General features: G+C 70.8%; 20 protein-coding genes. 15 read left to right on the top strand and 5 right to left on the bottom strand.

Annotation, left to right across the window (positions count from 1 at the left end):
- Positions 1 to 104: 104 nt before the first annotated feature.
- Entirely contained in the window at positions 105 to 296 is a 192-nt protein-coding gene (locus ACFXC1_RS22905; RefSeq protein WP_381245302.1) for a hypothetical protein, read from the top strand.
- Between the two features lie 105 nt (positions 297 to 401).
- Entirely contained in the window at positions 402 to 902 is a 501-nt protein-coding gene (locus ACFXC1_RS22900) for an SgcJ/EcaC family oxidoreductase (RefSeq protein WP_381245300.1), read from the top strand.
- Here the strand turns inward: ACFXC1_RS22900 and ACFXC1_RS22895 are convergent.
- A complete protein-coding gene (locus tag ACFXC1_RS22895) occupies positions 868 to 2157 on the bottom strand; it encodes a HAMP domain-containing sensor histidine kinase (RefSeq protein ID WP_381245298.1) in 1290 nt (429 codons plus the stop codon). The two genes, ACFXC1_RS22900 and ACFXC1_RS22895, sit on opposite strands and share 35 nt — an antisense overlap.
- Positions 2154 to 2840 carry a response regulator transcription factor gene (locus ACFXC1_RS22890; protein ID WP_381245297.1) on the bottom strand — a complete coding sequence of 229 codons (687 nt, stop codon included), beginning with the start codon at positions 2838 to 2840 and terminating at the stop codon, positions 2154 to 2156. The genes ACFXC1_RS22895 and ACFXC1_RS22890 overlap by 4 nt, the downstream gene beginning before the upstream one ends.
- A gap of 186 nt (positions 2841 to 3026) precedes the next feature.
- Between ACFXC1_RS22890 and ACFXC1_RS22885 the strand changes: the two genes are divergently transcribed.
- From ACFXC1_RS22885 to ACFXC1_RS22870, 4 genes are all read left to right on the top strand, one after another.
- Positions 3027 to 4298: an aspartate kinase gene (locus tag ACFXC1_RS22885; RefSeq protein WP_381245295.1), complete on the top strand. Its 1272-nt coding sequence runs from the start codon at positions 3027 to 3029 to the stop codon at positions 4296 to 4298.
- Entirely contained in the window at positions 4298 to 5365 is a 1068-nt protein-coding gene (locus ACFXC1_RS22880) for an aspartate-semialdehyde dehydrogenase (RefSeq protein WP_381245293.1), read from the top strand. The genes ACFXC1_RS22885 and ACFXC1_RS22880 overlap by 1 nt, the downstream gene beginning before the upstream one ends.
- A 478-nt stretch (positions 5366 to 5843) precedes the next feature.
- Entirely contained in the window at positions 5844 to 6419 is a 576-nt protein-coding gene (locus ACFXC1_RS22875) for a SigE family RNA polymerase sigma factor (RefSeq protein ID WP_381245540.1), read from the top strand.
- Positions 6416 to 7750, top strand: coding sequence for a DUF4232 domain-containing protein (locus ACFXC1_RS22870; RefSeq protein WP_381245291.1), 1335 nt, complete (start codon positions 6416 to 6418; stop codon positions 7748 to 7750). Before ACFXC1_RS22875 ends, ACFXC1_RS22870 begins: the two co-directional genes overlap by 4 nt.
- A gap of 47 nt (positions 7751 to 7797) precedes the next feature.
- Here ACFXC1_RS22870 and ACFXC1_RS22865 read toward each other — a convergent pair whose 3' ends face one another.
- Positions 7798 to 8592 carry an SURF1 family protein gene (locus tag ACFXC1_RS22865; RefSeq protein ID WP_381245289.1) on the bottom strand — a complete coding sequence of 265 codons (795 nt, stop codon included), beginning with the start codon at positions 8590 to 8592 and terminating at the stop codon, positions 7798 to 7800.
- Between the two features lie 159 nt (positions 8593 to 8751).
- Here ACFXC1_RS22865 and ACFXC1_RS22860 point away from each other — a divergent pair, with 159 nt between their 5' ends.
- On the top strand, positions 8752 to 10551 hold the full coding sequence (locus tag ACFXC1_RS22860; RefSeq protein ID WP_381245287.1) for a S9 family peptidase: 1800 nt from the start codon (positions 8752 to 8754) through the stop codon (positions 10549 to 10551).
- 66 nt (positions 10552 to 10617) lie between these two features.
- Here ACFXC1_RS22860 and ACFXC1_RS22855 read toward each other — a convergent pair whose 3' ends face one another.
- Positions 10618 to 12501: a potassium channel family protein gene (locus tag ACFXC1_RS22855; RefSeq protein WP_381245538.1), complete on the bottom strand. Its 1884-nt coding sequence runs from the start codon at positions 12499 to 12501 to the stop codon at positions 10618 to 10620.
- Between the two features lie 180 nt (positions 12502 to 12681).
- On the opposite strand from ACFXC1_RS22855, the gene ACFXC1_RS22850 reads away from it, so the two are divergent.
- The 6 genes from ACFXC1_RS22850 (at position 12682) to ACFXC1_RS22825 (ending at position 16795) form a co-directional block, all read left to right on the top strand.
- Positions 12682 to 13764: a permease gene (locus ACFXC1_RS22850; protein WP_381245285.1), complete on the top strand. Its 1083-nt coding sequence runs from the start codon at positions 12682 to 12684 to the stop codon at positions 13762 to 13764.
- A complete protein-coding gene (locus tag ACFXC1_RS22845) occupies positions 13761 to 14528 on the top strand; it encodes a TIGR03943 family putative permease subunit (RefSeq protein ID WP_381245283.1) in 768 nt (255 codons plus the stop codon). Before ACFXC1_RS22850 ends, ACFXC1_RS22845 begins: the two co-directional genes overlap by 4 nt.
- Before the next feature lie 195 nt (positions 14529 to 14723).
- Positions 14724 to 15389, top strand: coding sequence for a hypothetical protein (locus ACFXC1_RS22840; protein ID WP_381245281.1), 666 nt, complete (start codon positions 14724 to 14726; stop codon positions 15387 to 15389).
- A 145-nt stretch (positions 15390 to 15534) separates the two neighbouring features.
- Positions 15535 to 15861: a MerR family transcriptional regulator gene (locus tag ACFXC1_RS22835; protein ID WP_381245279.1), complete on the top strand. Its 327-nt coding sequence runs from the start codon at positions 15535 to 15537 to the stop codon at positions 15859 to 15861.
- A gap of 211 nt (positions 15862 to 16072) precedes the next feature.
- Positions 16073 to 16276, top strand: coding sequence for a cold-shock protein (locus tag ACFXC1_RS22830; protein ID WP_019063123.1), 204 nt, complete (start codon positions 16073 to 16075; stop codon positions 16274 to 16276).
- Between the two features lie 189 nt (positions 16277 to 16465).
- Entirely contained in the window at positions 16466 to 16795 is a 330-nt protein-coding gene (locus ACFXC1_RS22825) for an SCO5918 family protein (RefSeq protein ID WP_262061246.1), read from the top strand.
- Positions 16796 to 16894: 99 nt separating this feature from the next.
- Here the strand turns inward: ACFXC1_RS22825 and ACFXC1_RS22820 are convergent, their stop codons facing one another.
- Positions 16895 to 17953 (bottom strand): PucR family transcriptional regulator, encoded by a 1059-nt coding sequence (locus ACFXC1_RS22820; protein ID WP_381245276.1) that lies wholly within the window; start codon positions 17951 to 17953, stop codon positions 16895 to 16897.
- Positions 17954 to 18195: 242 nt separating this feature from the next.
- On the opposite strand from ACFXC1_RS22820, the gene ACFXC1_RS22815 reads away from it, so the two are divergent.
- Both ACFXC1_RS22815 and ACFXC1_RS22810 read left to right on the top strand, forming a co-directional pair.
- Entirely contained in the window at positions 18196 to 18819 is a 624-nt protein-coding gene (locus ACFXC1_RS22815) for a hypothetical protein (protein WP_381245274.1), read from the top strand.
- A gap of 96 nt (positions 18820 to 18915) precedes the next feature.
- A complete protein-coding gene (locus tag ACFXC1_RS22810) occupies positions 18916 to 21063 on the top strand; it encodes a flotillin family protein (RefSeq protein WP_381245272.1) in 2148 nt (715 codons plus the stop codon).
- Positions 21064 to 21201: the final 138 nt, after the last annotated feature.

Below are 21201 nucleotides of genomic sequence, written 5' to 3'. Positions count from 1 at the left end.
TCTTCGGGACCGCACTCCCTCGTCGCGGACCTGCGGAAACGGGATCGTTGAACTCGTCAGCCGGTGAACGAGCCACCGGCCCCGAGATCCCAAGGATGCCCGTCATGAAGAACCTCCTCTCCTCCCGCCCCGTCCTCTGGTTCCTCTTCCTCTTCAACCTCACCGTCGCCGCTGTCGCACCCTTCGTGGTCGACGGAACGCAGGGCGTGATGACCGCCGTCGGTATGGGTGTCGTGTCGTTGGGGGCCGGTGTCAGCCTCGTGCGGGACCGTGGTCAGTCGGACACGGCGCGTTAATTGGAGCAGCCCTTCCCCGCCCCTGTACGTCCGCTGTACGGGCGCTAACCGGTCGAAAGCGAGTCTGGAGTCATCCCAAAAGGCACCAGTACAACTGGAGTTGAGATGACCCGCCGGTCCATGAGCAAGCGCGCAGCCGTCGTCACCGTCACCACTGTCCTGGCCCTCGGCACCGCCGGCACCGTCGCCGCGACCGCCGGGCCCCAGCACAACGCCAAGCCCTCCAAGAAGCAGATAGCCGCCCTCTTCGACGGCTGGAACGCAGCGCTCAAGACCGGTGACCCGGAGAAGGTCGCGAACCGGTACGCGTCGGACGCCGTACTCCTGCCGACCGTCTCCAACAAGATCCGCACCGACCGCGCGGAGATCGTCGACTACTTCGAGCACTTCCTGCCGAACAAGCCGGTCGGCAAGAAGGTCGAGACGATCGTCAACGTCCTCGACAGCAACTCCGCGATAGACACCGGCATTTACGAGTTCACGCTCACCGACCCGAACACCGGCGAGAAGCGTGTCGTGGAAGCCCGTTACACCTACGAGTACGAGAAGCGCGGCGGCAAGTGGCTGATCGTCAACCACCACTCCTCGGTGATGCCCGAAGGGTGATGACGACCGACAGTCCGCTTCCGGACGCGTCCCGCAGGGCCACCGTGCCGCCGTCGTCCGTCACCAACTGGCGTACGACGGCCAGGCCCAGGCCCGAACCGGAGCGCCCGGTGAGGCCCTGACCGCGCCAGAAGCGGTCGAAGGCGCGGGACTTGTCCGCGTCGGACATGCCGGGGCCCTCGTCCGTCACCGTCAACTCGACCTCGTCGCCCCGGGATTCGGACCGTACGGTGATCGTCGCGCCGTCCGGTGACACCTCCAGGGCGTTGGAGAGCACGTTGTCCAGGACCTGTTCGAGATGACCGGGACTGGCCAGCACAAGCGGCCGGCCGTCGACGACACTCCCCCTGAGCGCGATGTGGACACCGCGCTCGTCGGCGGCCGGTCTCCACACGGAGAGGCGTTCGGCCACGATCTCCCGCAGCGGCAGCGGTTCCGCGGCGGTCACCTTCGCCTCGGCCCGCGCCAGCACCAGCAGGCCGTTGACGAGGCGGCTCATCCGGACCACTTCGGCCGTCGCCTGATCGACGTCCTCCCGCACGAACTCGTCGTCCACACCGTCCGCGATGTTGTCCAGCGAGAGCCGCAACGCCGTGAGCGGGGTGCGGAGTTGGTGGGAGGCGTCGGCCACGAAGATGCGCTGCGAGGCGATGAGGGTGTCGAGGCGTTCACCCGCCTGGTTCAACGTCCTGGCCAGTGTCTGGGTCTCGTGCGGGCCCGTCACGGGCGTACGTGCAGTCAGGTCGCCGTCGCTGAACTTGCTCGCCATGTCGTTGAGTTGGCGGAGGGGGCGGGTCAGGCGGCGGGCGACCAGTGCGCCCAGTCCCGCCGCCACCGCCAGGACCGCCAGCGCGAGGATCGCCCGGAAACCCCAGATCTGCCAGAGCCGCCGGGTCAGGTCCGAGGTCGGGTACGAGATGCGTACGGCGCCCACCGTCCGGCCGTCGCGTTTCGCGGGCTCGGTCACCTCCAGCGCCCCGTCGCCCCAGTGTGTTGCCGTCTTCGCCTGCGCGGCTGGCAGTACCTCGGCCGTGCCGGGGGTCTCCTGCGCGTACGCCACCACCATGCGGTCCAGGGCCGCGCGGGAGGCCGCGTCGCCGCTCAGCAGCAACGCCATCGTCTTCGCCTCGCGCCGCACCGACTGCTCGGTGTCGCCCCGGAGTTGGGCGGTCAGCGTGAAGGCGACGGGCACGGTGAAGGCCGTCAGCGCCACGGCCACGAGCAGGACGTAGCTGACGATGAGCTGCCGGATCATGAGGCGGGAGGCCCGTCGACGATCTCCAGGCGGAAGCCGACTCCCCGTACCGCCTCGATCGTGATCGCGCCCGCCAACTTCCGCCGCAGCGCCGCGACATGGACGTCAAGGGTCTTCGTCGGGCCGAACCAGTTCGCGTCCCAGACCGCTTCCATGATCTGCTCGCGCGACATCAGCGCGCCCGGCTCCTCGGTGAGGAACGACAGCAGGTCGTACTCCTTGGGGGCGAGCGGGATCTCCTCGCCGTCGAGGCGGACGCGGGCGGCCTTGCGGTCGATGGTGAGGCGGGTGCCGTAGGCGTCGGGGCCGGCGGCCTCCGAGACACCGCGAGGCTGTGCGCGGCGCATCACCGCCCTTATGCGGGCGATGACCTCGCGGACACCGAAGGGCTTCGACACGTAGTCGTCGGCGCCCAGCTCCAGGCCGACCACCCGGTCCGTCTCGTCGCTGCGCGCGCTGATCACGATGATCGGGATGTCGCCGCGGGCGCGCAGCGCCTTGCACACGTCGAGGCCGTCGGTGTCGGGCAGGCCCAGGTCGAGGAGGACGACGTCGTAGGGCGCGGAGTGGCTCAGCGCCGCGCCGCCCGTGGTGACCCAGTCGACCTCGAAGCCGTAGCGCAGCAGTCCGCGTCGTAGCGACTCGGCCACGGGTTCATCGTCTTCCACCAGAAGTACGCGCACACGGCGACCTTAGTGCCGTAAACCCCGTTCCCGGCTGTCACCTGTGACGCTCGGCACTTTTCCCGCACCCTTGGATTGGGCATGCGCTGACCTGGGCGTCCGAATCTCACCATGCGATACCTGGGAAGGGAATTTCGGGCGCTCGTTAAACTGAGCCGACACACCAGGACTGAGCGAGGAGCGCACGTGGGCCTTGTCGTGCAGAAGTACGGAGGCTCCTCCGTAGCCGATGCCGAGGGCATCAAGCGCGTCGCCAAGCGAATCGTGGAAGCGAAGAAGAACGGCCACCAAGTGGTCGTCGTCGTTTCCGCGATGGGCGACACGACGGACGAGCTGATCGATCTCGCCGAGCAGGTATCTCCGATGCCCGCCGGGCGTGAGTTCGACATGCTGCTGACCGCCGGAGAGCGGATCTCCATGGCACTGCTGGCCATGGCGATCAAAAACCTGGGGCACGAAGCCCAGTCGTTCACCGGCAGCCAGGCAGGCGTCATCACCGACTCGGTCCACAACAAAGCCCGGATCATCGATGTCACGCCGGGGCGCATCCGGACCGCGCTCGACGAGGGCAACATCGCCATCGTCGCCGGGTTCCAGGGTGTGAGCCAGGACAAGAAGGACATCACCACGCTGGGGCGCGGTGGCAGTGACACCACCGCCGTCGCGCTGGCCGCCGCCCTCGACGCCGAGGTCTGCGAGATCTACACGGACGTCGACGGTGTGTTCACCGCCGACCCGCGTGTGGTGCCGAAGGCGAAGAAGATCGACTGGATCGTCTTCGAGGACATGCTGGAGCTCGCCGCCTCCGGCTCCAAGGTGCTGCTCCACCGCTGTGTGGAGTACGCCCGCCGTTACGACATCCCGATCCATGTGCGGTCCAGCTTCAGCGGACTTCAGGGCACGTGGGTCAGCAGTGAGCCGATTGGGGACCAGAAGGTGGAGCAGGCCATCATCTCCGGTGTCGCGCACGACACCTCCGAGGCCAAGATCACGGTCGTCGGTGTGCCCGACAAGCCGGGCGAGGCCGCGGTGATCTTCCGGACGATCTCCGACGCGCAGGTCAACATCGACATGATCGTGCAGAACGTGTCGGCGGCCTCGACGGGCCTGACGGACATCTCCTTCACCCTTCCCAAGGCGGAGGGCCGCAAGGCCATCGACGCCCTGGAGAAGAACAAGGACGGCATCGGCTTCGAGTCGCTGCGCTACGACGACCAGATCGGGAAGATCTCGCTGGTGGGCGCCGGGATGAAGACGAACCCGGGCGTCACCGCCGACTTCTTCACCGCCCTGTCCGACGCGGGCGTCAACATCGAGCTGATCTCGACCTCCGAGATCCGCATCTCGGTCGTGACGCGCGCCGACGACGTCAACGAGGCCGTCCGCGCCGTGCACACGGCGTTCGGCCTGGACTCCGACAGCGACGAAGCCGTCGTCTACGGAGGCACCGGCCGCTGATGGCCACCACCGGAGCGACCGTGCGTCCGACGCTCGCCGTTGTCGGAGCGACCGGGGCCGTCGGCACGGTCATGCTCCAGATCCTGTCCCAGCATGCGGACATCTGGGGCGAGATCCGCCTGATCGCCTCTCCGCGCTCGGCCGGCCGCAAGCTGGCCGTGCGCGGGGAGCAGGTCGAGGTGGTGGCCCTCACCGAGGAGGCCTTCGACGGGGTCGACGTCGCGATGTTCGACGTCCCCGACGAGATCTCCGCCCAGTGGGCGCCGGTCGCCGCCGCCAAGGGCGTGGTCGTCGTCGACAACTCGGGCGCCTTCCGGATGGACCCCGAGGTGCCCCTGGTGGTCCCCGAGGTCAACCCGCACAAGGTGCGTTGGCGGCCGCGCGGCATCATCGCCAACCCGAACTGCACGACCCTGTCGATGATCGTCGCCGTCGGCGCGCTGCACGCCGAGTTCGGGCTGCGCGAGCTGGTGGTGTCGTCGTACCAGGCGGTGAGCGGGGCCGGCCGGGCCGGCGTGGACACCCTGCGTCAGCAGCTCGCCCTGGTCGCGGGCACCGAACTTGGCACCAAGCCCGGAGACGTACGGCGGGCCGTCGGCGACAACACCGGGCCGTTCCCGGAGCCGGTGGCGCTGAACGTCGTACCGTGGGCCGGGTCCCTGCGCGAGGACGGCTGGTCCTCGGAGGAGATGAAGGTGCGGGACGAGACCCGCAAGATCCTCGGCCAGCCCGCACTGCCGGTCGCCGTGACCTGTGTGCGCGTTCCCGTGGTCACCACGCACTCCCTCACCGTCCACGCCCGTTTCCAGGGCGAGGTCACCGTCGACAAGGCGCGCGAGATCCTCGCCACGGCCCCGGGTGTCGTCCTCTTCGACAATCCGGCCGCCGGGGAGTTCCCGACGCCCGCCGACGTGGTCGGCACCGACCCGACCTGGGTGGGGCGGCTGCGGCGGGCGCTGGACGACCCGACCGCGCTCGAACTGTTCGTCTGCGGCGACAATTTGCGCAAGGGAGCGGCCCTCAATACGGCACAGATCGCCGAGCTGGTGGCGCGCGACCTCGGGTGAGAACCGGACCCGCTCACTCCGCCCGGCCGTAAATCCGCTGGCCAGTGGCGCAGAGGTTTGTAGGATCAATGTGCGCGATGTGGCCGGATTAATGGTTGGGACCACTTGAATCCAGCCACCTCCGCATCCGAAGATTTCACTCCCCGCTTCCCGCAACCGCGCGGTGAGCGGGGAGCGTCTTTGCGGACGCCCTTCAGCGGGCGCGGGGATGCGGTGAGGGGCGTGGGGACGCCCCCCACATTCGTGACACAGGGGAAGAGCGGGTAGGCATGAGGGTGTTCGACGCACTGTCGGTTGTGCTGCCTGACACCAGACGGGTGGGTGGACTGTTTGTTTCGTCTGACATAAATGTGACGGTCGGCGCGTACAACCCCCGAGGGGGGAAGCGTGTCCAACTTGCGTGGCTCAGGTACTCGACTTCACTGCGGCACGCGGCACGGCCCTACGGCCTCCGCGTGGATCCCGTGCGCCCGGCGGCATGCCGGTGATCGCGCCGATGCCCGCAGCGCGGCCCGCCCGCATCCCGAACCAGCGCGAAGGTGTCGACGACACCGTCGCGGCCGGAACGACCGTCGACCACCTCACCGAGACCTATCGGGCGCACTACCGCTCGCTGCTCGGCCTGGCCGCGCTCCTCCTCGACGACACCGCCTCCTGCGAGGACGTCGTCCAGGAGGCGTTCATCCGGGTCCACTCGGCGCGCAAACGTGTCCGTGACCCCGAGAAGACCCTGGCGTATCTGCGCCAGACCGTCGTCAACCTCTCCCGCTCGGCCCTGCGCCGCCGCATCCTCGGCCTCAAGCTCCTCTCGAAGCCGATGCCGGACATGGCCAGCGCGGAGGAGGGCGCCTACGACCAGTTGGAGCGCGACTCCCTCATCAAGGCGATGAAGGGCCTGCAGCGCCGCCAGCGCGAGGTCCTGGTCCTGCGCTACTTCGCGGACATGACCGAGGCGCAGGTCGCCGAGTCGCTCGGCATATCGCTGGGCTCGGTGAAGGCGTACGGCTCCCGCGGCATCGCCGCCCTCCGCATCGCGATGGAGGCATCGGCATGAGCGACAACGTCGACGGGAACGGCTCGCGCGCGCGGCGCGAGCCGGAGATCCGGCGCGGTCCGACCTGGGCGCGCAAGGAAGAACCGAACGAATCGCACGCTGGGAACGGAATTGTGAACCACGGCCCCGACGAACAGAGCCCCAACGGGCCGAGCATCGACGGGAACTCCGGAGGCGACTCCGGAGGGGACAACCCCGAGAACCCCGAGAACCGCGACGGCACCGAGAGCCCTGAGAACCCCGAGACCGTCGAGGGGCGCACCCCCGGAGGATCCGGGGGGCTCGCGGGGCTCGCCGCGCAACTCGGCGGGCTCGGCGACCACGACACCGAGGGATTCGCCCCGGACGAGCTGGCGCTGCGCCGGCTGCTGCACCAGGCGGTCCAGGAGGTCGAGCCGCGCGACGGCACGCTGGAGCACCTGCGCAAGGCGGTGCCCGCCCGCCGGGCCCGCAAGCGCCAGGCCGTCGTCGGCATGGCCGCCGCCGCGCTCTTCTTCGGCACCGCCATCCCGGCCCTCGTGCACGTCTCGAACTCGACCGGTTCCGTCGACCCGTCCATGGCGGGCAACAGCTCACAGGCCCAGGGCGGCACCAGCCAGGGCAAGAACCCGGACGGGGGTTCCGGCACCTCCGGCGGCTCCTCCGGGCAGACGTCGGGGCAGAATCCGGGCGGCCACAAGAACACGGGCGGGAGCAAGAGCCCGGGCGCCGGCACCGTGAGCGCCAACCCCTCGTCCAGCACCGGGACGGCCGCGCCCATCTGCGGCGCCGACCAGCTCGGCTCGGCCACCTCGTCCGTGGCCGCCGCCGACGCGGGGGGCATCGTCTACGGCACGTTCACCGTCACCAACACCTCCGGCACCAGCTGTACCGTCGGCGGCGCCGGCACCGTGGGATTCTCCCCGCTGGGGGCCGCGGACAGCACCAAGATCTCCGTGACGCGGCACGCGGCGGGGGACGCGGCGACCGGCCTGCCCGACCCGTCGACGGAGCCCGCCGAACTGGTGCTGCTGCCGGGCTCCGCCTACCAGGTCAAGTTCGCCTGGGTGCCCTCTGAGACCTGCCCCACCAGCAGTGGCGGCAACAGCGGCGGCACCACCACCGGCGGCACCACGCCCAGCCCGTCGCCCTCGGAGGACGCCAGCACCACCAGCGGCTCCACCGCCGGTGACACCGGTACGTCCACCCAGCTGCTCCACGAGGACGGCACGCTCGACGGCAGTGTCCAGGTCTCCCACACCGCGGAGGCGGGCTCACCGACGACCTCGGCCGTCGTACCGAACGCGTGCGCGGGGACGATCTACCGGACGGGCCTGCTGCCGGCGTCGTAGGACGCGGGACGGCCGCCGGTCGCCGGTCCACGGGGGACCCGGCGGCGTCAGACGGTGACGCGGGCCGCCTGCTCGCTCTCGTCCTCGGGCAGCAGCCCCAGTTCCGCGTCCCGCGCGAACTCCACCTCGCGGCGCAGCAGCCGGAACCACATGAAGACGACGAAGCCCGCGAAGACGAACCACTCGCCGGTGTAGCCCAGGTTCTGGAACGCCTTCAGGTCGAGGCCGGTGTTCGCGGGCGCGGTCGCCGGTACGGCCGTCATCCCGGAGTCGGCCTTGTCGAGCGTGATCCACGCGTCGTACACGGGGTACGGCACCAGGTTCACCAGCGAGGCCGCGCTGATCGCCGCGGTCTGGCCGGACGGCAGCCCGCCCTGGGCGCTGACGCCGTTGTCGCCGGGGGTCTCGGAGGCCTGGAGCGAGCCGGTGACGGTGACCTCGCCGGTGGGAGCGGCCGGTGCCTTCGCCGCGTCGGGCGTGCCGGGCAGCCAGCCGCGCACCACGGGCAGCGCCTTGCCGTCGTCGGTGCGCAGCAGGGTGAGGACGTAGTAGCCGTTCTTCCCGTCCAACTGGCGGCCGGGGACGAGGAGTTGCTTGCCGTAGCGGCCGGTCGCGGTGGTCTGCCGACCCGAGGTGGCCTGGTCGACGGGCAGCAGTTCGGCGAGCGGGCGGGCGGCCTCGGTGCGGTCCGTCTCGACCTGCTTGGTGGCCTGGTGGCTGCTGTCCACGCGCGCCTGGAACCGGCTCAGCTGCCACGACCCCATGAAGATGCAGAAGGGGATGGCGAGCAGTACGAAGACGTTGATGCCCCACCAGCGCGATGTCAGCAGAAACCGGTACACGCCTTCCACGGTACGGGGCTGCCGTGAGGGCCTCGGCCCTGGGGTCGGCCCGGAGGTTCACCCGCCGTCGGCAATGCTCCGACCGGGTCTTGGTCGAAGTTATCCACAGGCTGAGGATCCGGTCAGTGCAATGTCTGTGAGGGCGGGCAGTATGGGGCCATGACTGAGAGCAACGGGTCCGCGTACACACCGGACTGGGAGAAGCGCTTCAGGGCGCCCCGAGTGTCCCTGCCCGACTGGGCGGAGGACGCACCCGACCGTTCCCTGTTCGTGTCGAACGCGACAGGGACGTATGAGCTGTACGCCTGGGACCGGGCGACGGGCGAGCAACGCCAGGTCACGGACCGGCCGAACGGCACGACGGACGGTGTGCTCTCCCCGGACGGGGAGTGGATCTGGTGGTTCGACGACAAGGACGGCGACGAGTTCGGCGTCTGGCGCCGCCAGCCCTTCAAGGGCGGCCCCGACGAACCGGCCGTCCCAGGCCTCGAACCGTCCTACCCGGCCGGGCTGGCCCTCGCGCGCGACGGCCGCACGGCGGTCGTGGGCCGCTCGACGGACGAGGACGGTACGACGATCCACCTCGCCCGCACCGGCGAGGAGACCACACTGCTCTACCGCCACCGCGAGTCCGCGGGCGTCGGCGACCTCTCGCACGACGGCACGCTGATCGCGATCGAGCACACCGAGCACGGCGACGCGATGCACTCGGCGCTGCGTGTCCTGCGCCCGGACGGCACGGCGGTCGCCGACCTGGACGACACCAGGGGCGGCACCGAGGAACTGGGCCTCGAAGTGCTCGGCTTCGCACCCGTCGAGGGCGACACCAGGCTCCTCATCGGCCATCAGCGGCGCGGCCGTTGGGAGCCCCTGGTGTGGGACGTGGTGAAGGGCGGCGAGACCGACCTGGCCCTTGACCTGCCCGGTGACGTGAGCGCCGAGTGGTACCCGGACGGCTCGGCCCTCCTCATCGCGCACAGCTTCGAGGCCCGCAGCGAGGTCTTCCGCTACGACCTCGCCTCGGGCGACCTGGAGAAGGTGCCGACCCCGCCCGGCTCCGTCTCGGGTGCGACGGCCCGCCCCGACGGCAGCGTCGAATACCTCTGGTCCTCGGCCGCCGAACCGTCCGCCGTGCGCTCGACGACCGGCGAGGTCGTGCTCGATCCGCCCGGCCTGAAGTCGCCCGGCTCGGTCCCGGTCGAGGACGTGTGGGTGGAGGGCCCCGGCGGCCGCATCCACGCCCTGGTCCAGAAGCCGGCGGGCGCGACCGGCCCCCTCCCGACCGTCTTCGACATCCACGGCGGCCCGACCTGGCACGACAGCGACTCCTTCGCGGCGGGCCCGGCGGCCTGGGTCGACCACGGTTACGCGGTCGTCCGGGTCAACTACCGCGGCTCCACCGGGTACGGGCGCGCGTGGACCGACGCGTTGAAGGTCCGGGTCGGTCTGATCGAGCTGGAGGACATCGCGGCGGTCCGGGAGTGGGCGATCAGCTCCGGCCTCGCCGACCCCGACAGGCTGATCCTCACCGGCGGCTCCTGGGGCGGCTACCTCACCCTCCTCGGCATCGGCACCCAGCCCGACGCGTGGACGCTCGGCATCGCGGCCGTCCCGGTCGCCGACTACGTCGCCGCGTACCACGACGAGATGGAAGCCCTGAAGGCCATGGACCGCACCCTGCTGGGCGGCACCCCCGAAGAGGTCCCCGACCGCTTCGAGGCGTCCTCCCCGCTGACCTACGTCGACAAGGTCACGTCCCCCGTCTACATCTCGGCCGGCGTCAACGACCCCCGCTGCCCGATCCGCCAGATCGACAACTACGTGAAACGGCTGGAGCAGCGGGGCGCCGTCCACGAGGTGTACCGGTACGACGCGGGCCACGGGTCACTGGTGGTGGACGAGCGGATCAAGCAGGTGAGACTGGAACTGGACTTCGCGGCAAGGCACTTGGTGAAGTAGCCCCGTTTTCCCAGCAGGTTTTTTCCTGGCGGCGCGTGAGGAGCGGGGGTCCGGAACCCCTGCTCCCTACGTCCCCGCCCGGTCCCGGGGCCGCCGCCCCAGCAACTCCGCCAGCCCCCGCCGGGTCGCGGCGAGCACCACCCGGTCCGAACCCCGCAGGACATACGTGTCGGGCAGGTCCCACACCAGCCCCGACCGCCGTACGTCCTCCGACGCGTCCGGGTTCGCCGTGTCCAGGGCCAGCACCCGCCACGACCCGGCGCGGAACGCCTCGGCGACCGTCTTCCCCTCCAGCTGGGGATGCCCGCCCACGGCCATCGCCGCGAACAGCAGCACCCGCCGCTCGACGGGGATCGCGCCCAGGATCTGCCGCCCCATCATCGCCCCGGCGAACGCGGGCGCGGCCAGATGCGAGACGCTCCGGCTCCGGGTGAGGGCACCGGGGTGGGCGGCGCGCAGGGTGCGGTACACGGCGGTCGCGAAGTCGTCGTCGTAGAGCCGGAGGACGACGCGCAGATCGGACCGTACGGAGCGGGCGTAGAGGACGGCTTCGAGGTTGGTGGTGTCGGAGCTGGTGACCGCGAGCAGGGCGTGCGCGCGGTGGATCTTGGCGGACTCCAGGACGCCCTCCTGGGTGACGTCCCCGAGGATCACCGGCACCCGCAGCCGGCGCGCGACCGCGAGACCGCGCGCCTCGGGGTCGGCCTCGACGCACACCACGGGGATGTTGAGTTCGCGCAGCCGGGTCAGCACCCGGGTGCCGATCTTGCCGAGCCCGAGCAGCACCACATGCCCCCCGAGCCCGCGCGGCGGCTTGCGCAGCGCGGACGCCGTACGGAACGTGCCGAGGGCCTCGAGGACCGCGGCCAGCAGCACCGGAAGCATCAGCAACCCGACCAGACCGGAGAGGAGTTGGAGGATCTGCCGGCCCAGCGGCGCCCCGATCGCGGGGTCGTCGATCGCGAAGAGATCGAGCAACGTCAGATAGAAGGCCCGCACGGGATGGATACCGGTCACCAGCCACAGCGACACGGCGAGCGCGATCACGCACGCCACCATGCCCGCCAGCGACCAGCGCAGCCGCCGCGAGAAGAGCGAGGAGAAGGGCGGTACGACACCGCCCCCGCGTCCGCCCGGCAACTGCGGCCCGGCGTACGAGACTTGTTCGAGGACGACGGTCCCGCGCCCGGTGGCCGAGGCGACGGCCGCCGCGTCGGGCAGCAGGCGCGGGCCCTGTTCGCCCATGCCCTCGGAGCCGTCCGCGCCCGCCGGATCGCTGCTGGTCGCCGACAGCAGGGCGAGCGTGGCCAGCCCGGGGTCGGCGACCTCGCCGGGCGCGGGCGGTGGCCGTTCCACCGCGCGCAGCAGCAGCCCGTCGGTCTGGACGACCTTGCTGGTACCGGCGAGGGCGGTGGCGGCGAGCGCGGGCGCGGCGGTGTCGGCGTCGGAGAGCACGGTGGTGGACGCGTCGAACCCCGAGACAGAGCTGTCCCCGGTCGCCAACGCGGCCGCCTGGTCGAGGAGTTCCTCGATGTGCTGGCCGAGCCGCCGGTTGTAGAGGCGCAGCACGAGCCGGATACGGGGGTTGAGGCGGCGGGCGGTGAGGGCGGCGCGGATGTTGGTCTCGTCGTCGTCGTGCACGAGCGCCAGCGCGGTCGCCCGCTCCACGCCCGCCTCCGCGAACACCGCCTCGGTCAGCTCGGGAACCTCCAACACCCGCTCCCCGCGCGGGGTTTCGGGGGCGGGCGGTGCGCCGTTGCCGTTCGCCCTGGCCACCGCCGCGTTGACCCGGTCGCGCAGTGCCACCGAGGCGGCACGGGCGCGGCCCACGACCGGCGGGCGGGAGTTGGCCTCGGAGAGCGGTACGACGAGGGTGATCTGTTCGCCGTAGACCGTGCGCAGTTCGGCCGCGAGCCGGTGCGCGAGCGCGTCGTCGCCGCACACCACCATGTGTGCCCGGGCGGTGCCCGGCGGGGTCTGATGAGGAACGCTGCTCGCCACGAGGGGAAAGACTGCCCCAAGGAGGCGGGTGGTTCCAGTATTGCGCTGAACACCCGCGCCCTGGTTGCCGTATGCAGAGACAGGGAGCAAAACTCGCGAAACCCCGCACTTGCCGGAGGTAGCACAGCCGTGGCCATCACCACCGAACCAGCCGCGCCGACCACGGAGACTCCGCCGACCCCGGAAACACTCCCGGAACCCCAGGCGTCGGCCAAGGAACCCCAGGCACCGGCCAAGGAACCCCAGGCACCGGCCAAGGACGGCTGGCAGCTCAACTCGCCACTCGTGCTGACCATGGTGCTGCTCCTGGTGGTGCTGGCGCAGGGCCCCATCCGTACGGCCCTGTCCGCGCCCGTGATGCAGAGCTGGATGACGGTGTTCGTCGCCGTGGTCGTCCAGGCGCTGCCCTTCCTGGTGCTGGGCGTGCTGCTGTCGGCGGCCATCGCGGTGTTCGTGCCGGCCACGTGGTTCACCCGCGCGCTGCCGAACAATCCCGTGCTGGCCGTACCGGTGGCCGGGATGGCGGGAGCGATCCTGCCGGGCTGCGAGTGCGCGTCCGTGCCGGTGGCCGGGGCGCTGGTGCGCAGGGGCGTCACCCCGGCGGCGGCGATCGCGTTCCTGCTCTCCGCCCCGGCGATCAACCCGATCGTGCTGACCGCGACGGCGGTGGCGTTCCCGCGCAACCCGGAGATGGTCCTCGCCCGGTTCGCGGGCAGCCTGCTCGTGGCCTGTCTGATGGGCTGGCTGTGGACGCGGCTCGGCCGCACCGACTGGCTGAAACTGCCCGCGCACGAGCCGCACGAGGGGGAGACCAAGGGGGCCGCGTTCTGGGGCTCGGTGCGGCACGACGTGATGCAGGCCGGCGGGTTCCTGGTGCTCGGCGCGATGTCCGCGGCGACGCTCAAGGCGGTGGCGCCCGCGAGCTGGCTGCGGACGGCGGCCGACAACCCGGTGGTGGCGGTCCTCGCCCTCTCGATCCTGGCCGTCCTGCTGTCGATCTGCTCGGAGGCGGACGCGTTCGTGGCGGCCTCGCTGACCCAGTTCTCCCTGACGGCGAAACTCGCGTTCCTGGTGGTGGGCCCGATGATCGACCTGAAACTCTTCGCCATGCAGGCGGGCACGTTCGGGCGCGGCTTCGCGATGCGTTTCGCGCCCGCCACCTTCGTCCTCGCCATCGCGGGCGCGGTCGTCACCTCGGCGGTGCTGCTGTGAGCCGCCAGGCGCAGGCGGCCGTCCTGTTCCTGATCGGCACGGCCCTGCTGCACGCCGGCCTCACCAACCTCTACCTCCGCTACGTCAAGGCCGGCCTCCAGCCGCTCCTGCTGCTCTCCGGAGGCGTACTCATCCTCGCGGCCCTGGCGACGGCCTGGTACGAGTGGCGCCGGGCGCGGGCGGAGAAGGCGCGGGCAGCACTGCACACGGAGGCTCACGCGGAGACGGAAGGCGAGGGCCACGGCGGTCATGTGCACCGCGAACCCCGCATCTCCTGGCTCCTGTTGCTCCCCCTCTTCGCACTCATCCTGGTCGCCCCGCCCGCCCTCGGCTCCTACAGCGCGGTCCGCACGGGCACGGCCATCCAGCAGCCCTACGGCCTCTCCAAGCTCCCGGACAGCAACCCGCTCACCATCGGTCTCGTCGACTACGCGACCAGGGCGGTCTACGACCACGGGCACTCCCTCGGAACCCGTCAGCTCAAGGTCACCGGCTTCATAGCCCTGGACAAGTCCGGCGCCCCCTACCTCGTCCGCATGGCCCTCAACTGCTGTGCCGCGGACGCCCAGCCGGTGAAGATCGCCCTGACCGGCAAGATCCCACCGGTCCTGCAGCCCGACACCTGGCTGCTGGTCACCGGCACCTACTCCGCCAAGCAGACCAAGGACCCCGTCAACAACCGCCCCATCCCCTACTTCCAGGTCACCCAGGCCAAGCCGGTCCCGACGCCGAAGGACCCGTACGACGAGAGCTGGAACCAGTGACGCGGTAGCGCGCGGCTGCCGGACCTCGGCTCCAGGCCGTGCCCCACCCCGCGGGCGTACCGTGAAGGGACCGAGGATTTCTCGTGTGCCGGATATCGCGCCGGTGCCGTCCTCGGCGAACGACTACGCCGGGGCGGACGTGTCCGCACCCGGGGCAGGGCTCGCCCCATGACCGTGAATGTGCCCGGTCGGCCGATGACCGCGGACCTCGTCAGGCACGGCGGTGCGGACGCGCACGGCGGTACCGGCGCGGCCCACGGGGAGCCGTGGTCCCCCGGCCGGGAGCGCGGCCCCTCACCCCGGCAGGGGGACCGGCTCCGCCCGCTCAGCCGACGCCAGGTCGAGGACCGGTTCGAGGACCTGGGCGATCTGTACGAGGAGACCTCCGGCGGCGCCGCCCGCGCCGGGACCCGCTCCCGCGCCGAGTTCCTGCGCCGCCTCGCGGGTGAGGTCCGGCGGCCCGGGTTCACCCTGCTGATCGCCGAGAACACCACCCTGACGGCCTTCGCCCACGGCTTCCCCGTGCGCGGCGCCGATCCCTGGTGGCAGGGGTGCGACACGCGTCTGCCCCGGACCGTGCGCGGCCTCGCGGTCACCGGCGGGCTCTTCGCGGTCTCCGGGATCGTCGTCCCGCCCCGGGTGCGCACCCACTACCAGGACCGGGACTGGAACCTCGCCCGGCGACTGCAGCGCCGGCTGCTCGACGACCACGCGCCGGCCCTCGGCGTCACCCTGCTGCCCGCCGCCGACACCGAGACGCTGGCCGCGTACCGGGCCTGGGGCTGGCGGGACGTCGCAGCGGAATCGCGTGATCCGCGACCGCCCGCCGGGGCCTGCCGGGTCCTGCTCCTGGGCCGCTGAGCGCGTCAACCGGCGTCCACGGGCGGGAGCACATCTGTGTTCGCCGCGACAGAGATTCCCCCGGTGCGACTAGAGTTCCCGTAGGGGGAAACACGCTCCCCTGCGGCGGGCCGTCCCTCTCCGGTGGCCCGCAGGAAAGGTGTACATGCCCGCAGAAAGCCAGCAGCCCGCGGCCGACCGGCTCGACGACGACGACTACCCCGCCTACACCATGGGCCGGGCCGCCGAGCTGATCTCCTCCACCCCCGGTTTCCTCCGGTCACTGGGTGAGGCCGGGCTGATCACGCCGACGCGGTCGGACGGCGGTCACCGCCGCTACTCGCGTCATCAGCTCCGTACGGCCTCCCGCGCGCGCGAGCTGGTCGACCAGGGGACGCCCATCGAGGCCGCCTGCCGGATCATCAGCCTGGAGGACCGGCTGGACGAGGCGCTGCGGGTGAACGAGGAGCTGCGGCGGTCCTCCCATCGCTAGAAAATCTGATGTCGACGAAACAGAAATTCACTGTTTTGGGCGGCGCTTTTCTCACCCAATTCCGCCGCCGCCGAAATGGGTTCCGTGCTAGGCTGACTTCAGTTGCAGTTGTGGTTGCCAATTTTGAACCGGTTCTCCGGGCAGGTGATCATCACGGCGATGGAGGAGATTCGTAAAGTGCGGATCTCGTGCACTGCCTAGGAGTTAAGACATGGCCACCGGTACCGTGAAGTGGTTCAACGCGGAAAAGGGCTTCGGCTTCATCGAGCAGGACGGCGGCGGCGCTGACGTCTTCGCCCACTACTCGAACATCGCCACCCAGGGCTTCCGCGAGCTGCAGGAAGGTCAGAAGGTGACCTTCGACATCACGCAGGGCCAGAAGGGCCCGCAGGCGGAGAACATCGTTCCCGCCTAAGCACGCGAAGCTGCGAAACAGGGGCCCGCACCTTGGGTGCGGGCCCCTTTTCGTATCTGCTCATTTACCCGCTGTTCCACCTGCCGTTCTACGGCCACCCGCTGTTCTTCCGCCGTTCTCCGGCTTCCCGGTTTTCCCCGAGGAGAAATCCTCCCCTCTCCTCCCGCTCGAACCCCTTGGTGAGGCACCATGCGCTGCGTGATCGCCCGTTACCCCTTCGATCTGACGAAGAGCGAGGTGGAGGAGATGCTCAAGGGCATCCGCCCGGAGCAGCCCGTCAGCGGCCCCTGCGCCGTCATCAGCCGCAAGCTGTACCCGGTCAAGCAGGTCGGCGAGGTGATCACCAAGCAGGACCGCCGTGACTTCACCGCCTTCGAGGTGACCCGGGCCCTGACCCGCCTCGGCTTCACCTGCCACGAGACGCCGCCCGCGCCGGCCACGCCCGCGCCCGCCGCACCCTCCGCCGAGTCCGACTCCGGCCCCGAATCCACCTCGTACATCGGCACCACCCTGGGCTGACGCCTCCGCCCCCGCACACCTCCGTACCCCCCAAGCGACCACGCCGCCGACGAACCATCCGGGCGCGGGGTCGCTTTTCTCTGTGCCGAACGGTCTGCCTCACAGCTCGTTGTCGGGCCAGTCCAGCAGCCGTGCGCCGATCACCGCCGTCTGGAGCATGTAGCGCTGGCCGGGGTCCGCCGGGTCCGCGCCGGTCAGCTGGTGGATGCGTTCGAGGCGGTACGTCAGGGCGCGCACGCTCAGGGAGAGCCGGCGGGCGGCCTCCGCGGCCACGCAGCCGCAGTCGAAGTAGGTCGAGAGCGTGTCCAGCAGGGGGCGCGGGCCGCCACGCGCCTTGGTGAGCGGGCCCAGCGCGTCGAGCACCAGGTCGGCCATCGCCTGCCGGTCCCGGGTGAGCACCGGGTAGACCAGCAGGTCGGCGGCGCGCAGCAGCGGGCCCTCCAGGGTGAGCCGCTCGGCCAGTTCGAGGGTGTTCAGGGCCTCCTCGTACGACTGGACGATCCCGCCCGCGCCCGGCTGCGGCCGGCCGATCGCCACCCGGGCGCCCTCCGCCGCCACGTACGACTGCTTGGCGAAGTGGGTGAGGACGTCGTCCTGGTCGCCGGGCGCGACGCACAGCATCCGGCCGGCCTTGGTGGTGAGCAGGATGTTGCGGTCACCGAAACGGCTGATCATCGCGCGCTCCACCTGACGCGGCACCGGCGCGCTCTCGTCGTAGGGCGTCGGTCCCTGGACGACGGCGACGGCGTGGCTGTGGGACAGGCGCAGGCCGAAACGCTCGGCGCGTTCGGCGAGGCGGCCCAGGTCGCTGCGGCCGTAGAGCAGATCGTCGATGAACTCCCGCCGGGCCGCCTCTTCTTGGCGTACGGCGAGCCGCTGGGCGCGTTCGTAGCCCTCGGCGAAGGCGTCGACGACCTGCTGCACGGCGGCGAGGGTGCAGTCGGCGGCGCCCGGAGTCTCCGGCCAGGCGGTGCGGGTCGCGGCGAGATGGGCGTTGACCAGGGCGCGCAGCCCGTGTCCGGCCTCGGCCGCGTGTTCGCCCAGGGTGCGGCGGGCCTCCAACTCGGCCCGGGTCAGCCGCCGTCCGGTGACGGCGACCTCCGCCAGGAGCTGCGCGTACCCCGCCAGATACTGCTCAGGTCTTCCGCGCTCCGGCAACGCCGCCCCCTGTTTTCTTGACGCCCTGGTGACGCTTTCTTAGCGCGTCACCGGCATCAAGACCCTAATGAACACTGCCGGGTTCCGGCAATGCGCGGGCGCGCACCCCGCGTGCACCATGGCGCCAGGGGAGCACCGCGGATGGTTCGGGTGCCGGACACCGGCAGGTTTCCGGCACCAGAACCGCGATCCGGGTGTCCCCGTCGACAGTCGGGCGAGTAAGAGAACGGGGGGCCGGGATCATGGGGGCGTTCATCGCTGCCGCGACCGGTTTTCCCGCCGTCGTCTTCACCGCGGCGCTCGCCGTGGTCGTCCTCTACTGGCTGCTGGTCGCCCTCGGCGCGGCCGACGCGCACGGTCACGGTCATGCCCATGGGCATTTTCACGTCGGCGGCCGCTGGCTCGGCGGGGTCCCGGTGACCCTCGCCTTCTCACTCTTCGTCGCCGTCGGCTGGCTGATCAGCTTCTGCGCGAGCGTGCTGCTCGTCCCCTCGGGCCCGGCCGGCGTCCTGGTCGGGGCGGTCGTGCTGATCGTCACGGTGTACGTCTCCTGGCAGGCGACCAAGCTGCTCGTACGGCCGCTGCACCGCCTGTTTCCCGACGAACACGGGCCGTCCCGGCTGGACTTCGTCGGGCTGACCTGCACGATTCGCACCGGGCGGGTGGACGCCGGGTTCGGGCAGGCCGAGGTCAGGGCGGCGGACGGCTCGGCCGCGACGGTCCAGGTCCGGCAGACGGGCAACGAAGCCCTCGCCGGCGGCAGCACCGGACTGCTCTACGCCTACGACGAGACCGGCGAGTTCTTCTGGGTCGCGCCCTACGACAGCGCGCTGGACCCGAGGACCGGACCCGGCACGACGGGATAGGCCGCCAACTCGCGCCACCCGCACGCCCGTTGATCTCCACTCGCCGATTCCGGCCTGCTTGCCGATCACCCTTCTCATCCCATGAGGACCCATGTCATGAACGCCATCACCGTGGGCATCGGTGTGTTCGTCGCCGTTGTCCTGCTCATCGCGCTCGCCCTGCTCCTGCTGGTCGGGCGGCTGTTCCGGAAGGTGGAGCAGGGGCGGGCGCTGATCGTCTCCAAGACGAAGAAGGTCGACGTCACCTTCACGGGGGCCGTCGTCCTGCCGGTGCTGCACAAGGCCGAGTTCATGGACATCTCGGTGAAGACGATCGAGATCCGCCGCACCGGGCGCGAGGGCCTGATCTGCCAGGACAACATCCGCGCCGACATCCACATCAGCTTCTTCGTGCGGGTCAACAAGACCGTCGAGGACGTCATCAAGGTCGCGCAGGCCATCGGCACCCAGACCGCGAGCGACCCGGCGGCGATCCAGGACTTCTTCGCCGCGAAGTTCTCCGAGGCGCTCAAGACCGTCGGCAAGCAGCTGGACTTCGTCGATCTCTACACCAAGCGCGAGGAGTTCCGGGACCGGATCATCCAGGTCATCGGCACCGACCTCAACGGCTACCACCTCGACGACGCGGCCATCGACTTCCTCGAACAGACACCGATGACCCAGCTCGACAACCAGAACATCCTGGACGCGCAGGGCATCCGCAAGATCACCGAACTGACGACCATCGAGCACGTCCGCACCAACGAGTTCCAGCGCACCGAGCAGAAGGAGATCACCCGGCAGAACGTCGACGCCCGGGAGACCATCCTGGAGCTGGAACGCCGGCAGGCCGAGGCGGAGATCAAGCAGCGCCGTGAGGTGGAGGTGCTGCGGGCGCGCGAGGAGGCCGCCACCGCGAAGGTCCAGGAGGAGGAACGCCTCGGCGCCCAGGCCGCGTTCCTGCGCACCGAGGAGCAACTCGGCGTCCAGCGCGAGAACCAGGCCCGCGAGATCGCCGTGGCGCAGAAGAACCGCGAGCGGGTCATCGCCGTCGAGAACGAGCGCATCGAGAAGGACCGCCTCCTCGAAGTCATCGCCCGCGAACGGGAGACCTCGCTGTCCGGGATCGCCCGCGACAAGGAGGTCGAGGCCGAGCGGCGCGAGGTCGCGGACGTGGTCCGGGAACGGATCGCCGTGGACCGTACGGTCGCCGAGCAGGAGGAGGCCATCAAGAAGCTGCGGGTGGTCGAGGAGGCCGAGCGCACCCGGCAGGCCGTGATCATCGCGGCGGAGGCCGAGGCGCAGGAGAAGCTGGTCAAGGACATCAAGGCGGCCGAGGCCGCCGAAGCCGCCGCCAAGCACCGCGCCGGTGAGCAACTCACCCTCGCCGACGCCCGGTTGAAGTCCGCCGACCTCGACGCCCGCGCCAAGCTCCGGCTCGCCGAGGGCATCCAGGCGGAGGCCGCCGCGGCCGGACTCGCCGAGGTCCAGGTCCGCGACAAGGAGGCCGAGGTCACCGTGAAGGCGGGCCGCGCCGAGGCCGAGGCCACGGGGGCGCGGCTGCGGGCGGAGGCGGAAGGCGCCGAGGCCCGGCTGCGCGCGGAGGCCGAGGGAACCCGGGCCCTGGCGCTCGCGGAGGCCGAGGGCGCGCAGGCCAAGGTGCTCGCGCAGGCCGAGGGCGTACGGGCGAACGCGCTCGCCGAAGCCACCGGTATCGGCGAGAAGTTGAAGGCCGAGGCGGAGGGGCTCACCGAGAAGGCCGCCGCGATGGCCGCCCTCGACGACGCCTCGCGCGGCCACGAGGAGTACCGGCTGCGGCTCCAGGCCGAGAAGGAGATCCGGCTGGCCGGGCTCGATGTGCAGCGGCAGGTCGCGGAGGCGCAGGCCACGGTCCTCGCGACCGGTCTCGAGCACGCCGACATCGACATCGTCGGCGGCGACACGGTCTTCTTCGACCGGCTCGTCTCCGCGGTCTCGTTCGGCAGGAGCGTCGACGGCTTCGTCCAGAACTCCGATACGGCACAGGCGTTGGCGCGCCCGTGGCTGGACGGTACGTCGAACATCGCCGACGACCTCGGGCGGGTGCTCGGCTCGGTCTCCACGGCCGATGTGCAGAACCTCACCGTGTCCGCGCTGCTGATGAAGCTGATGCGGACGGACCCGGCGAACGCCGGTCAGCTACGGCAACTACTCGACCGGGCCGGTGAGTTGGGCCTCGCGGACACCCCGCTGACCGCGCTCAACGGCCACCCGGCGAAGGCCTGACACCCGGCCGAGGTGAGACCCGGCCGTGGCTGAGCCCGGCCCCACAGACGGGGGGGGGGGGGGGGGCCCCGGGGGCGGCGCGCGCGCGGGGCCCCCCCCGCCACGCCCCCCCCCCCCACGACGAACCCCCCCCGACAC

Origin of the sequence: Streptomyces hokutonensis, assembly GCF_042751305.1 — a bacterium.
Taxonomy (GTDB): Bacteria; Actinomycetota; Actinomycetes; order Streptomycetales; family Streptomycetaceae; genus Streptomyces; species Streptomyces hokutonensis_A.
This window is presented reverse-complemented; position numbering and strand designations above follow the sequence as displayed.